The sequence below is a fragment of the Cryobacterium sp. MP_3.1 genome (genome assembly GCF_035984795.1).
GTDB classification, from domain to species: domain Bacteria; phylum Actinomycetota; class Actinomycetes; order Actinomycetales; family Microbacteriaceae; genus Cryobacterium; species Cryobacterium zongtaii.
In genome coordinates this window covers 72,092-85,770 of record NZ_JAXCHV010000012.1, presented here as the reverse complement: position 1 = coordinate 85,770, position 13,679 = coordinate 72,092, and the positions used below count along the sequence as shown (strand labels likewise).

12 protein-coding genes are annotated in these 13,679 nt (G+C 68.1%); 3 read left to right on the top strand and 9 right to left on the bottom strand.

The annotated features are described in order from the left end of the window. Window positions 1–5: 5 nt before the first annotated feature. Window positions 6–1,043: a glycerophosphodiester phosphodiesterase family protein gene (locus RCH12_RS10025; protein WP_103478920.1), complete on the bottom strand. Its 1,038-nt coding sequence runs from the start codon at window positions 1,041–1,043 to the stop codon at window positions 6–8. A 38-nt stretch (window positions 1,044–1,081) separates the two neighbouring features. On the opposite strand from RCH12_RS10025, the gene RCH12_RS10020 reads away from it, so the two are divergent. After that, entirely contained in the window at window positions 1,082–1,612 is a 531-nt protein-coding gene (locus RCH12_RS10020) for a hypothetical protein (RefSeq protein ID WP_134408918.1), read from the top strand. 102 nt (window positions 1,613–1,714) lie between these two features. Then, complete coding sequence (locus RCH12_RS10015) at window positions 1,715–2,530, top strand: Bax inhibitor-1/YccA family protein (protein WP_134479930.1); 816 nt, start codon at window positions 1,715–1,717, stop codon at window positions 2,528–2,530. A gap of 232 nt (window positions 2,531–2,762) precedes the next feature. On the opposite strand, the gene guaA is transcribed toward RCH12_RS10015, so the two are convergent. From guaA to RCH12_RS09990, 5 genes are read right to left on the bottom strand one after another with little or no spacing between them, the layout of a single operon-like run. Beyond that, window positions 2,763–4,433, bottom strand: coding sequence for a glutamine-hydrolyzing GMP synthase (gene guaA / locus RCH12_RS10010; protein WP_327016766.1), 1,671 nt, complete (start codon window positions 4,431–4,433; stop codon window positions 2,763–2,765). Then, a complete protein-coding gene (locus RCH12_RS10005) occupies window positions 4,430–4,867 on the bottom strand; it encodes a DUF3817 domain-containing protein (protein WP_088457126.1) in 438 nt (145 codons plus the stop codon). Before RCH12_RS10005 ends, guaA begins: the two co-directional genes overlap by 4 nt. A gap of 9 nt (window positions 4,868–4,876) precedes the next feature. Continuing rightward, window positions 4,877–5,713 carry an SURF1 family cytochrome oxidase biogenesis protein gene (locus tag RCH12_RS10000; RefSeq protein ID WP_327016765.1) on the bottom strand — a complete coding sequence of 279 codons (837 nt, stop codon included), beginning with the start codon at window positions 5,711–5,713 and terminating at the stop codon, window positions 4,877–4,879. 8 nt (window positions 5,714–5,721) lie between these two features. Beyond that, complete coding sequence (locus RCH12_RS09995; RefSeq protein WP_327016764.1) at window positions 5,722–7,080, bottom strand: cation:proton antiporter; 1,359 nt, start codon at window positions 7,078–7,080, stop codon at window positions 5,722–5,724. A gap of 3 nt (window positions 7,081–7,083) precedes the next feature. After that, on the bottom strand, window positions 7,084–7,611 hold the full coding sequence (locus tag RCH12_RS09990; protein ID WP_088457129.1) for a cation:proton antiporter regulatory subunit: 528 nt from the start codon (window positions 7,609–7,611) through the stop codon (window positions 7,084–7,086). Between the two features lie 292 nt (window positions 7,612–7,903). Between RCH12_RS09990 and RCH12_RS09985 the strand changes: the two genes are divergently transcribed. Continuing rightward, window positions 7,904–8,878 (top strand): hypothetical protein, encoded by a 975-nt coding sequence (locus tag RCH12_RS09985; protein ID WP_327016763.1) that lies wholly within the window; start codon window positions 7,904–7,906, stop codon window positions 8,876–8,878. Between the two features lie 98 nt (window positions 8,879–8,976). Here the strand turns inward: RCH12_RS09985 and RCH12_RS09980 are convergent, their stop codons facing one another. From RCH12_RS09980 to guaB, 3 genes are all read right to left on the bottom strand, one after another. After that, window positions 8,977–10,701 carry a glycerol-3-phosphate dehydrogenase/oxidase gene (locus RCH12_RS09980; RefSeq protein ID WP_327016762.1) on the bottom strand — a complete coding sequence of 575 codons (1,725 nt, stop codon included), beginning with the start codon at window positions 10,699–10,701 and terminating at the stop codon, window positions 8,977–8,979. A 49-nt stretch (window positions 10,702–10,750) separates the two neighbouring features. Beyond that, window positions 10,751–11,860, bottom strand: coding sequence for a GuaB3 family IMP dehydrogenase-related protein (locus RCH12_RS09975; RefSeq protein ID WP_103432174.1), 1,110 nt, complete (start codon window positions 11,858–11,860; stop codon window positions 10,751–10,753). Between the two features lie 125 nt (window positions 11,861–11,985). Continuing rightward, window positions 11,986–13,488, bottom strand: a complete 1,503-nt coding sequence (guaB, locus tag RCH12_RS09970; RefSeq protein WP_327016761.1) for an IMP dehydrogenase — start codon at window positions 13,486–13,488, stop codon at window positions 11,986–11,988. Between the last annotated feature and the right edge of the window lie 191 nt (window positions 13,489–13,679).

Sequence of the window (13,679 nt, the reverse complement as noted above, 5' to 3'; positions counted from 1 at the left end):
AGGGGTCAGGCGGGTGAGAGCGGATGCGGCAGCCCGGCGGACAGCCCGTCGCGCACGTGTACCGCCAGGTCGGGCTGGTCGGCGAAGACCCCGTCGATGCCGGTGTCCATGATGGTGCGGAACTCGGCCTGCCAATTGCCGAAGTCGGCCTTGCGGGTGCCGACCCTGAAGCTGGGGGCCAGGAACCGGTTCTCCGGTCGCAGCGTCCAGGTGTAGATCGCCAGGCCGGCGGCGTGGGCGGCGTCCACCAGGTCTGAGGCGCCGTCGATGTTGCCGTCGGGGCCGGTGTGCAGGATGAGGGATTTGGGCACGCTGATGCCGTCGAGCTGGTGGCCGAGCTGGTACAGCGCCAGGTCGGTGAGGTAATCCGCGTAGGTGGTGGCCCGGTCGCCGAACCTGGCAACGAGATCGGCGGGTGCTCCGCTGGCCTCGAGCAGGAACACCCGACGGCCGAAGACGCCGCGCGCCTGCACCTGGGCCAGCACCGTGCGTTCGAAGCTCTCGATGGTGAGCCGGCCCTCCCCGGTGTTCCAGCCGGCTTCGTTGACCTCGGCGGCGAACAGTTCGTCCAGCGGCAGCCCGATGGACTCGAAGTAGCTGGCGTGCTTGATCTCGGCGACAACGCCGAGCTCCCGGTCCAACGGCGCCTCCACCCGATCGACCAGACGGAACACGTCGCGCAGCCGCAGGATCGGGAAGAGTCCGTCGAAGCTGGCGCTCAGGCCGCGCAGGGCGGGCAGCCGCTCGCGGGCGCGCAGGGTGCGCAGCTCCGCCCAAGTGAAGTCCTCGGTGAACCAGCCGGTCATGGCGACACCGTCGATCACCTTCTCCGTGCGGCGGCCGGCGAATTCGGGGTGGGAGGCCACATCCGTCGTGCCGGAGATCTCGTTCTCGTGCCGCACTACCAGCACGCCGTCCTTGGTGGCGACGATGTCGGGCTCGACGGCGTCGGCGCCCAGGGCGAACGCGAGCCTGTAGGCGGCTTCGGTGTGCTCCGGGCGGTAGCCGCTGGCACCGCGGTGAGCGATCACGAGGGGTGGCATGTCCCAAGGTTAGCCGCGGCCTGCCAGAATCTTGTGTTGTGACCACCTGGATCGACCCGACACCCCGCGTGCGCTGGGGCGACCCCCGATGGCGGTATGCGGTGGGCCTCCTGATGATCCTGCTCGGCGCGGCCCTGACCAACATGGTCAGCACCTACAGCCTGTGGTTCGTGGTGGTCGGGCCCTGCGCGCAGCTGCTCGGCTGGCTGATCCTGCCCGGTGCCCTTTGGCGCCGGCTGGTCGTGATCCTGCCGTGCCTGCTGGCCGCGCTCGTGCTCATCGCCGGCCCGGATTTCGCGGGAGCATTCGCGGTGTTGCTGGCCGGATGGCTGTTCGCCCGGCACCGGCCGGGGCGCAGCTATCTGGCCCTGATCCCGGTGATCGTCCTGAGCTTCGTGCTCAAGGGCGCCCTGAACGAGTACAGCCAGCACTGGATCGGGCTGCTGAGTGGTTCTCTGGCCAGTGTGGCCTGCGCCTGGTTGGGCTGGGCGCTGGCGCTCTGGCGTCAACGCGAGATGGCCGCCGGGCCCGCCGCAGCCACCGTTCACGACCCGGTCAAGGCTGAGTAGACTCTCAGCAAACTACGGGTTGATCCGGTAGATTTGTGGCACAGACTCGCGCGTCGGACACCGGCGCGCACCCCTCACCAGCTGATTGTTAGGCAGGAAACCATGGCTACCTCCAACCCCGCATTTAGAAACGCCGCGTTCGGCGCTCCCGGCGCCGTTGCCACGTCCAAGGTGCTCTCCGACAACGACCTGCAGGCGCTCTACAACTCGCCCTCCGCCGGTTCGCAGGACACCGACCGGATGACCTACGAGGACACCATCGGGAAGACCGTCCTGGCCTTCGCGATCCTGCTGGCCGCCGCGGCGACAGCGTGGGTGCTCACCCCGGTGATGCCGTTCCTGGTCATCCTCGGTGCGATCGGCGGGCTCGTGCTCGGCCTGGTCAACGCCTTCAAGAAGGAGCCGTCGCCGCCCCTGATCCTCGCCTACGCAGCGCTTGAGGGACTGTTCGTCGGTGGCATCTCCCGCATCTTCGAGCAGATCGCCCCCGGGGTCGTCGTGCAGGCCGTCATCGCCACCCTCGTGGTCGTCGGTGTCACCCTGGCGCTGTTCTCCAGCGGCAAGATCCGCGCCTCGAAGCGGGCCACCAAGGTGTTCCTCATCGCGATGGTCGGCTACGCGGTCTTCTCCCTGGTCAACTTCGGCATGATGATGTTCGGCGCCGTCGACGGTGCGTTCGGCATGCGCAGCGGCACCATCGCGATCGCCGGTTTCGAGATCAAGCTGGGCCTGCTCATCGGGGTGCTGGCCGTGCTGATGGCGGCGTACTCCCTCGTGCTCGACTTCGACTTCATCCAGAAGGGCGTCAATAACCGCGCTCCCCGCAAGTACGGCTGGAGTGGCGCGTTCGGCATCATGGTCACGGTCGTCTGGCTCTACATCGAGCTGCTGCGCATCTTCATGATCGCCCGCGAGTAGCGCTCCCCCGCACACCCCGAAAGGGCCGGCCCACCACGGGCCGGCCCTTTCGTCGTCTCGCAGGCGCCAGCGCCCACTTCCAGCTAAGCGGGCAAGGCGCCGTTATGCGGGTGGCGCGCCACCCGCAGAGCGGCGCCTGACCCGCATACCGCGCCCGTGGCCCCCTAACGACGGAAGCACCCTCGCGCAAGGCGAGGGTGCCTCCGGCACAACTACGGGAGCGGCGGAACGCCTACTCCCATTCGATGGTCCCCGGCGGCTTCGACGTGACGTCGAGAACCACGCGGTTGACCCCGTCGACCTCGTTGGTGATGCGGTTGGAGATCTTCGCGAGCAGGTCGTACGGCAGGCGGGTCCAGTCGGCCGTCATGGCGTCCTCGGAGGACACCGGGCGCAGCACGATCGGGTGGCCGTAGGTGCGGCCGTCGCCCTGCACGCCCACCGAGCGCACGTCGGCCAGCAGCACCACGGGGCACTGCCAGATCTCCCGGTCAAGGCCCGCGGCGGTCAGTTCGGCGCGCACGATCGCATCCGCCTGGCGCAGCAGGTCCAGACGCTCCTGGGTGACCTCGCCAACGATGCGGATGCCCAGGCCGGGTCCGGGGAACGGCTGGCGTTGCACGATCTCGGCGGGCAGACCCAGCTCGGCGCCGATGGCCCGCACCTCGTCCTTGAACAGGGCGCGCAGCGGCTCGACCAGCTCGAACTGCAGGTCCTCTGGCAGGCCGCCCACGTTGTGGTGACTCTTGATGTTGGCGGTGCCGCTGCCGCCGCCGGACTCGACGACGTCGGGGTACAGGGTGCCCTGCACGAGGAAGCGGATCGGGTCGCCGTCGATCTCCGCGGCCTCCTTGATGAGCTCGGCCTGAGCCTGCTCGAAGGTGCGGATGAACTCGCGGCCGATGATCTTGCGCTTGGTCTCCGGGTCGCTGACGCCGGCCAGCGCGTTGATGAACTGCTCGCGCACATCCACCGTGACCAGGCGGATGCCGGTGGCCTTGACGTAGTCTTCTTCGACCTGGCGGCGCTCATCCTCGCGCAGCAGGCCGTGGTCCACGAACACACAAACCAGCTGGTCGCCGATGGCTTTGTGCACCAGGGCGGCGGCGACGGCGGAATCGACCCCGCCGGAGAGACCGCAGATGACCTTGCCCGTGCCCACCTGAGCCTGAATCAGCGCGACCTGCTCCGCGATGACGTTGCCGCTGTTCCAGTCGGCGGGGATGCCGGCGGCGCGGTGCAGGAAGTTCTCCAGCACGTGCTGGCCGTGCGCGGAGTGCTTGACCTCGGGGTGCCACTGCACGCCGTAGAGCTGGCGTTCGTCATTGGCGAACGCGGCCACAGGGGTCGACACCGTGGAGGCGAGCACCGTGAAGCCGTCGGGGGCCTTGGACACCGAGTCGCCGTGGCTCATCCACACGGTCTGCTCGGCGGGCTGGTCGGCGAGCAGCGCGTTGGTGCTGTCGGAGACGACCACCGGGGTGGAACCATATTCGCGCTGGCCGGTGTGCGAGACCTCGCCGCCGAGGGCGGTGGCCATCACCTGGAAGCCGTAGCAGATGCCCAGCACCGGGATGCCGAGGTCGAAGATCGCCGGGTCGAAGGTGGGGGCACCCTCGGCGTAGACGCTGGACGGTCCGCCGGAGAGCACGATGCCGATCGGGTTCTTCTCGGCGACCTCCGCGGCGGTGATCGAGTGCGCCACGATCTCCGAGTACACGGATGCCTCGCGCACGCGCCGGGCGATCAACTGCGCGTACTGCGCGCCGAAGTCCACCACGAGCACCGGGCGGCTGATGCCGGAGGTGGCAACTGAAGCGGCGCCTTCCTCGGTTCCGATCAGGTTCTCCAGGCCCTCGGCGCCGTCGGCGCCCACGACGTCCATCGGGTTCACGGCGCTCATGCGCGGACCCCGCTTTCGACGACGGCGACGGGGTGCGCGGCGAGATATGCCTTGACCCGCTGGCCGACCTTAGCCTCGAGGAAGAAGGACAGGAATGGGATGATGCCTCCGAGTGCGATGAGTAGGAAGGTGGGGAAAGGCCAGCGCATGATGCTCCAGATGCGGAAATCGGCGAACAGATACAGAACGTAGAACCAGCCGTGCACCATCAGCAGTCCGGTGCTCAGATTGACGGCCGTCACGGTGCCATCCGGCACCAGGGCCAGGAAACCGTTCGGGCCGCCGGCTTCAAGCTCGGTGCCGAAGAGGTACTTGGCGATCACCTCGGCGCAGAGCAGTAGCAGCAGAACACCGGTGATGATCGACGAGACCTGGTACAGCCGAAGCGCACCGGGGATTCTGGGCAGGTCGGCGGGCTTGGGTTCAAGTGGCATGGGCTAATTCTACGGGGCGTTGGCGTGCGACCGGTCGGTGCCAGCGGCCGGGCCGGCTGCCTCGTCCGGCGTACCGGCGGCGTCCTCGGCCGCAGCGGCAGCGGCGACCTCGGCCTCCTCGGTTTCGCGCTCCCAGGCATCCCGCACCAGGCGATACCAGAGGAACACGGCGAAGCCGGCGAAGACGACCCACTCGAGGGCGTAGAAGATGTTCAGCCAGTTCAACGGAACCTCGACTTCGGGCTCCGGGGAGTCGATGACCGTCAGACCGTCGGGGGCGACGGTGTCGACGATGTAGCCCTGGTAGACGGACTGGTCGGACCAGTTGGCCCAGAGGTTGATCAGCGCCGCCGTGGACACCGTGGTCATCGTGTGCGGGTCGGCGTCTTCGTCGGGCAGCGCGGGCGCCTCGGACGAGAGGAACCGGCCGGTGAGCGGCTGGAGGGACAGGATCGACATCTGTGTGGCGAGCCGTTCGCGGACCGCGGCCGCCTGGTCGGCGTCGGCGGTCCAGCCGCGGGCCACCGCGATGCTGGCACCCTCATCGGTGACGAAGTGGCTGACTACCCAGAAACCGGATTCGCCGCCGTTGTGTCGGCCGCTGATGATCTGCTCGTCACCGGCCACGAACGAGCCGATCGTCTCGATCATCTGGCCCTCCGCGACCTTCGCGGGCGGCCCATCCGGTGACACCGTGTCTTTGAGTGGTTGCACGGTCTCGGTGGTGCGCTCGATGACCTCGCCGGACGAGATGGCGCGGGCCAGCTGCCACTGGCCGAGGGCAGCGAAGGCGCCGGCGATGGCCAACGCCAGCAGCAGCGCGGCGATCCATCGGGGACGCACCATCATGCGCATCATGAGTAATCACCCGTCTGGTCGTCCTGGCCGGCCTGGTCGGTTTTTTTCTTCGGGGTCGGGTACGTGTCGGAGATGAAGTCCACCATCGGGTCGCCGGATTTCTGGTCATGGGTGACCGCCTCAACCAGAGCGATCTCTTCGGCGCGCATGGCGTCTCGCTCCGGGGTGCGGGTGGGCGGATGCGCCGCTCGGGAGCGCCGGCTGAGGGCAGCGCCGATCTTCTCCGAGTTGGCGGTGAACAGGGGGCCGAGGATCGCCATGGTCAGCACGTAGAGGGCCGCGAAGGGCTGCAGCCGCGGGTCAAGGCCGGCGCTGACCGACAGGGTTGCCAGGATCAGGGTGAACTCGCCGCGGTTGACGAAGATCGCGGCGGTGTTCAGTCCTTCGCGCAGCCCCATCTGGTGCATCCGGGCCAACAGCGCGCCCGAGGCCAGGCTGAGCGCGAAGGTCATCACGATGGCGATTCCCACCAGGACGATGACCGAGCCGAATTCGGCCACGTTCAGCGCCAGGCCGAAGTTGAGGAAGAAGAACGCCCCGAAGACGTCGCGCAGCGGCACCGCCACCCGTTCGATGCGGCCCCGGTAGGTGCTCGCGCCCAGGACCACGCCAATAAGGAATGCGCCGATGGCGTCGGTGACGCCGATGATCTCGCCGATGCCGGCGAAGAGCACGGCCAGGCCGAAGAACAGGATGGTGAAGAGTTCGTCGTCCTTGGTGCGCATCAGTCTGGACACGACCCGGCCGCCCCACCGGGCGACGGAGAACATCACCACGAGGAACAGGAACGCGATGCCCAGTTGCAGCACGATCGGCCAGATCTCGGTCTTGCCGCTGAGCACCACGGACACGATGGCCAGGTACACGGCGATGAAGATGTCACCGACGACGGTCACCCCGAGGATCATCGGGGTTTCCTTGTTGGCCAGCCGGCGCAGTTCGATGAGCAGCTTGGTGATGATCGCACTGGACGAGGTGCCGGTCATGCCCGCGATGACCAGGGCTTCCCTGGCGCCCCAGCCTGTCATCAGGCCGAACGCGAACCCGGCGCCCATGTTGATCAGGATCCAGGAGCCGCCGGAGATCAGCAGTTTTCCGGCGTCGCCGAAGAAGGCCTCCTGGTCGAACTCGAGCCCCAGGCTGAACAGGAGCAGGATGAGCCCGAAGACCGCGATCAGTTCGATGTCGGCCGAATTGAAGTCCAGCGGGAACCATCCGGTGTACGGGCTGGCCAGCAGGCCCACGATCATGTAGATCGGGATCGACGGCAGGCCGATCAGTTTGCCCAACCGGCCGAGCACGTAGGCCACCACGAGCAGGATGCCCAGGGTGAGGAGATCTTCACCGAGGTGCATCGGCTACCCTCCTGGCGGCGCGTCGACGGGCTTGGACGTGATCGCACCGGTGCGGAAGAAGGCGAAGGCCTTCGCCACCTTCTCGGGAGAGCCGGCCACGACGAGGGTGTCGCCGGGGAAGACCTTGAAGTCGGGCGCGGGCGCGGGGTTGGCGGATTCGCCGCGCACCACGGCCACCACCGTGAGCCCGGCGATGCCGCGCTCGGCGGGGTTGCCCAGCGGCTGGCCGGCGATGTGGTCTTCGTAGTCCACGGTGAACCAGTCGATGCTGAGCCCGGGGATCTGGTCGAGCGCGGTGAGCGACTCGGTGATCTGGGTGCCGCCGAGCAGTTCGGCGAGGGTGTGCGCCTCGTCCTCGCTCAGGCGCAGCGACACCTTGCTGGCGTCGGGGCCACCCTCGTCGTCGGCGAAGGTGATCAGATCGCTGTGACCGGAGCGGTGCGCGATGACACCGACCTTGCCGCCGTCGTCGGTGATGAAGGTGTGCAGTACACCCACACCGGGGAGCTTGACCCGTCGAACGTCAACCATGGTGCGACTCCTGAAGGCTTGAGGGTGGTCTAGTCATTCTACCGGAGCGTGTTCGCCGGTCGGGCGGGCCGCGATTGCCCCCGGGACGGGTTCGGTGCACCTCCTACGGGTAACGGCGCCCGCTATAGCGGGCGCGATCGGCCACACGAGGTGCAGTGACGGGCGGGTTGGGCGGGTTGGGCGGTCGGGTTGGGCGGTCGGGTTGCGATCCATAGCCTGGGGACGGTCCGAGGAAGTGCACAGATACGTCCCGCCGCCGCCGCCGGGCCCGACGATCCGCCAGCCTCGAGGCATGACCACCACATCATCAGGCAGCATGGAGGTCCTCGCCGCGTTGTCCGGCACTAGTGGGCTCATCCTGGCGAGCGACGCGGCGCGGATCGGCCTCCATCACGAGCTCCGCCGAGAATACGAACGTCACACCGTCGTTCGCCTCCGCCGCGGGGTGTACACACTCGCTGCCGAGTGGGATGCCCTGGGCGCGGATGCGCGTTACCTCCGTCGGATCCGCGCACATGCCGCCACGGCGGAGGCACCGGCTGTGTACTCGCACGTCTCGGCGGCGGCGCTATGGGGATTGCCGATTGTCGGTGCCTGGCCGGCGGAAATCCACCTTGCCACCTCCAGGGCGGCGGGCGGACGGTCTCGGCGCGGCGTGATCCGTCATCCGCAGGAGCACAGCCTCGACGTCGTGGAGCACGAGGGGCTTCGGGTGACCTCGGTCGCGGCGACCGCGGTGGCACTCGCCAGGGTGCTCCCGTTCGGCCAGGCGGTGGCGGTCATGGACAAAGCCATCCACCAATCACGCGACGGTCGCGCCCTGGCGACCCGAGCAGACCTCGACCGCGCGTTCGACCAGCTCGGGCGGGTTACCGGTCGCGCGGCCGCGGGGCGGGTCCTGGAGTTCGCTTCACCGCTCTCCGGGTCGGCCGGAGAATCGATCAGCCGGGCCGGCATCTTCGTGCTGGGTTTTCTCCTGCCCGAGTTACAGGTGCCGCACTGGGATCACGCGGGCCTGATCGGGTTCACCGACTTCTTCTGGCGCTCCGTCGGCAGGGTCGGCGAATTCGATGGGCGCGGTAAGTACCTGCGCCGCGAGTTCACCGGCGGGCGCTCCACTGCCGATATCGTCATAGCCGAAAAGATACGGGAGGACCGACTGCGCGCACTGGGGTTCGGCGTGTTCCGTTGGGACTGGTCGGTTGCCACATCCCTCCCTGCTCTGGGAGACCTCCTCAGCCGCAACGGCATCCCCCGGGCTCGCTGAGTGTTCCTCCAGCGCCCACTCACTACACCTCGTGCGGCCAACCGCACCCGCTATAGCGGGGGCGGTCGCCGACAGGAGGCGCAGTGACGCCCGCGGGCTCAGCTCGTGACGATGTCCGGCGCCTCCAACCGCACCCGGTCGGCGGATTCATCGTCTGGCTGGGTCTGCGAGGCCCGTTCGGCGGCGACCCGCTTGAGGTAGATCGACACCTCCCGCTCCTCACGCTCGGTGTCCCAGCCGAGCACCTCGGCCAACAGCCGGGCGGCGACGGGTGCCGCGGACACCCCACGGTCCCAGGCCTCGATGGAGATGCGGGTGCGTCGGGCGAGCACGTCCTCGAGGTGCAGCGCGCCCATGTGGCTCGCGGCGTACACCACCTCCGCCTGGATGTAGTCGTCGGCGCCGGGCAACGGGTCGGCCAGCTCCGGCTTCTCCTTGATCAGGTCGAGCAGTTCGTCGGTGAGGGTGCCGTAGCGGTTGAGCAGGTGCTCGATCCGCACGGTGTGCAGGTTGAACGCATGGGCGATCTTGCCGCGCTTGTTCCACGCCGCCCGGTAGCCCTCGGCGCCGAGCAACGGGATCTCCTTGGTCGTGGACGGCGGAACCAGCCCGTCGAGGGCATCCACCGCGGCGTCGATCGCGTCCTTGGCCATCACCCGGTAGGTGGTCCACTTGCCGCCGGCGATCACGACCAGGCCGGGCACCGAGTGCCCGACGAGGTGCTCGCGGGAGAGCTTGGAGGTCTGCTCAGACTCCCCCGCCAGCAGCGGCCGGAGGCCGGCGTAGACACCCTCCACGTCTTCCCGGGTCAGCGGCACCTGCAGCACGGCGTTGACGTGTTCGAGCAGGTAGTCGATGTCCGCGGCCGTGGCGGCCGGATGCGCCTTGTCCAGGTGCCAGTCGGTGTCGGTGGTGCCGATCAGCCAGTGCCGGCCCCACGGGATCACGAAGAGCACGCTCTTCTCGGTGCGCAGCAGCAGGCCCATCGACGACTGGAACCTGTCCCGCGGCACGACGAGGTGGATGCCCTTGGACGCCCGCACCTTGAAGGTGCCGCGTTCACCGACCATCCGCTGGGTGTCGTCGGTCCAGACGCCGGTGGCGTTGACGACCTGCTTGGCCCGCACCTCGAAGCGCTCCCCGGTCTGCAGGTCGTGCGCCTGCACGCCGACGACCCGTTCGCCCACCTTGAGGAAACCCTCCACCCGCACCCGGCTGGCCACGTGGGCGCCGTAGGCCGATGCCGTGCGCGCCAGCGACGCCACGTAGAGTGCGTCGTCGACCTGAGCGTCGTAGTAGGTGATGCCGCCGACGAGGGCGTCGTGGCTGAGGCTGGGCACCAGCTTCGCCACCTGGCTGCGGCTGAGGTGCCGGTGGTGCGGCACGCCTGGCCGACCGCCGATGTAGGAGAGCACGTCGTAAAGCAGCATCCCGGCGCCCACGTAGCCGCGTTCGACGACTCGCTTCTGCAACGGGTAGAGAAAGCGCACCGGCTTGACCAGGTGCGGGGCGATGCGCTTGAGCAGTAGGCCGCGTTCGGTGAGGGCCTCCCGCACCAGCCGAAAGTCGAGCTGTTCCAGGTAACGGATGCCGCCGTGCACGAGCTTCGACGAGCGGCTGGAGGTACCCGACGCCCAGTCTCTGGCCTCGAGCATGCCCACGCTCAGCCCGCGAGTGACGGCATCCAGCGCGCTGCCGGTGCCGACGATGCCGCCGCCGACCACGAGGATGTCGAGTTCCTTGGATTTGAGGCGTTCGATCGCCGCCGCGCGTTCCTCAGGTCCGAGCTTCGTGGACCTGGTCACCGAGTTATCGTGCGTCATCTGCAAACTCCCATCGCCATCGGTGGTGCTTGCTTCGACGCTAGTTCACTCAGTACGGCGCGACAACTACCTCAACCCGCTGAAATTCCTTGATTCCGCTGTAACCGGTGGTCGCCATCGAGCGGCGCAGGGCGCCGACCAGGTTGGCGGTGCCGTCGGCGACCGGTGCCGGACCGTAGAGGATCGCCTCGAGCGGCGCGACGGTGCCGACCTCCACGCGCTTGCCGCGGGGCAGCTGCGAGTGGTGCGCTTCGGCACCCCAGTGGAAACCGCCACCGGGGGCGTCGGTGGCGCGGGCCAGGGCGGTGCCGAGCATCACGGCGTCCGCACCGCAGGCGATGGCCTTGACGATGTCGCCGGAGGTGCTCAGGCCGCCGTCGGCGATGACGTGCACGTAGCGGCCGCCGGATTCGTCCATGTAGTCGCGGCGGGCGCCGGCGACGTCGGCCACGGCGGTGGCCATGGGGGCGTGGATGCCGAGGCTGGTGCGGGTGGTGGACGCCGCGCCGCCGCCGAAGCCGACGAGCACGCCGGCCGCGCCGGTGCGCATCAGGTGCAGCGCCGCGGTGTAGGTGGCGGCGCCGCCGACGATGACGGGCACGTCGAGGTCGTAGATGAACTTCTTGAGGTTCAGCGGCTCCTGGTTGCGCGAGACGTGCTCGGCGCTGACCGTGGTGCCGCGGATGACGAAGAGGTCGACGCCGGCGGCGACGACGGTCTCGTAGAGCTCCTGCGTGCGCTGCGGCGACAGGGCGGCCGCGACGGTGACGCCGGCGGCGCGGATCTCGGCGAGACGCTCGGTGACCAGGGCCGGCTTGATCGGCTCGGCGTAGATCTCCTGCATGCGGGCCGTGGTCTTGTCGGCGGGCAGTTCACGGATCTCGGCCAGCAGCGGCTCCGGGTTCTCGTACCGGGTCCAGAGGCCCTCGAGGTCCAGGACACCGAGGCCGCCCAGCTTGCCCATCATGATCGCCGTCGTCGGGGAGACGACGGAGTCCATCGGGGCGGCGAGGAACGGGATGTCGAACTGGTAGGCGTCGATGGACCAGCCGACCGACACATCCTCGGGGTCACGGGTGCGCCGACTGGGCACCACCGCGATGTCGTCGAAGGCGTATACGCGGCGTGCGCGCTTGGACCGGCCGATTTCGATTTCCATACTCACCCGCTCAGTTTAGTCGCAGCCCGCACTCAGCCCCGCCCCCGACCCTTCTGTTGCCAAAACGGACATGTGCGCCCGGCGTACCGGGCGCACATGTCCGTATGGGCAACAGTTGCGGGATGTTAGCGGCGGTAGTTGGGCGCCTCGACCACGATCTGCACGTCGTGCGGGTGGCTCTCCTTCAGGCCCGCGGCGGTGATGCGCACGAACTTGCCCTTCTGCTTGAGCTCCTCGATGGTGCGCGCACCCACGTAGAACATCGACTGGCGCAGCCCGCCGATGAGCTGGTACGCCACGTTCGACACCGGGCCACGGTAGGGCACCTGGCCCTCGATGCCCTCGGGGATGAGCTTGTCGTCACTGGGCACATCCGACTGGAAGTAACGGTCCTTGGAGTAGGAGGTCTTGTTGCCACGGGTCTGCAGCGCGCCCAGCGATCCCATGCCGCGGTAGGTCTTGAACTGCTTGCCGTTGACGAAGACGAGCTCGCCGGGGCTTTCGTCGCAGCCGGCCAGCAGGGAGCCGAGCATCACGGTGTCGGCGCCGGCGACGAGCGCCTTGGCGATGTCACCGGAGTACTGCAGTCCGCCGTCGGCGATGACCGGCACGCCGGTCTCCCGTGCGGCCAGGGAGGCCTGGTAGACCGCGGTGATCTGCGGCACGCCCACGCCGGCGACGATGCGGGTGGTGCAGATCGAGCCGGGGCCCACGCCCACCTTGATGGCATCCGCGCCCGCGTCGATGAGTGCCTGCGCGCCGGAGCGGGTGGCGACGTTGCCGCCGATGACGTCGACGTCGGCGAAGGCCGAGTCTGACTTGAGCTTGCGGATGATTTCGAGCACACCGGCGCTGTCGCCGTTGGCGGTGTCGACCACGAGCACGTCGACGCCCGCCTCGAGCAGGGCGGATGCCCGGCGCCAGGCGTCACCGAAGAAGCCGATGGCCGCGCCGACGCGCAGGCGCCCGGCGTCGTCCTTGGTGGCGTTGGGGTATTCCTCGCTCTTGTCGAAGTCCTTGACGGTGATCAGACCGGTCAACCGGCCGGCATCGTCGACGAGCGGCAGCTTCTCGATCTTGTGGGTGGCGAAGATGGCCACGGCGTCCATGGGGGCCATGCCCACCTTGCCGGTGATCAGCGGCGACGTGGTCATGACCTCGCGCACCCGGGTGGTGTGCTTGGCCACGGCGGAGACGAAGCGCATGTCGCGGTTGGTGATGATGCCCACGAGCACACCGTCGTTGTCGACGACCGGCAGACCGCTGATGCGGAACTGCCCGCAGAGGGCATCCACCTCGGCCACGGTGGCGTCGGGCGAAGTCGTTACCGGATTGGTAATCATGCCGGATTCGCTGCGCTTGACCAGGTCCACCTGCTCGGCCTGGTCGGCGATCGACAGGTTGCGGTGCAGGATGCCCAGGCCGCCTTCACGAGCCATGGCGATGGCCATGCGGGTCTCGGTGACGGTGTCCATCGCGCTGGACAGCAGCGGCGTCGCGACGCTGATTCTGCGGGTTAGCCGGGACTTTGTCTCGGCCTCGCTCGGAATGACGTCGGTGTGACCCGGCAGGAGAAGGACGTCGTCGTAGGTGAGTCCGGTGAAACCGAACGGATCTGGCTGATCCATGAAACCCCTTTTGCATTCGCGGATATGGAAAAAAGTCCGGAAATCCCTGGGATGCAACCGGTACTCAATGTTAAGCGACGATGCGCTTGGCGCATTCCGCGATCCAAAATCGATTGCCCTAAATTCGGCGTACGAAACATATGCGACATAATCGGCACGTACTGTCAGCAAGGTCGCTGGCAGGCAAGTCC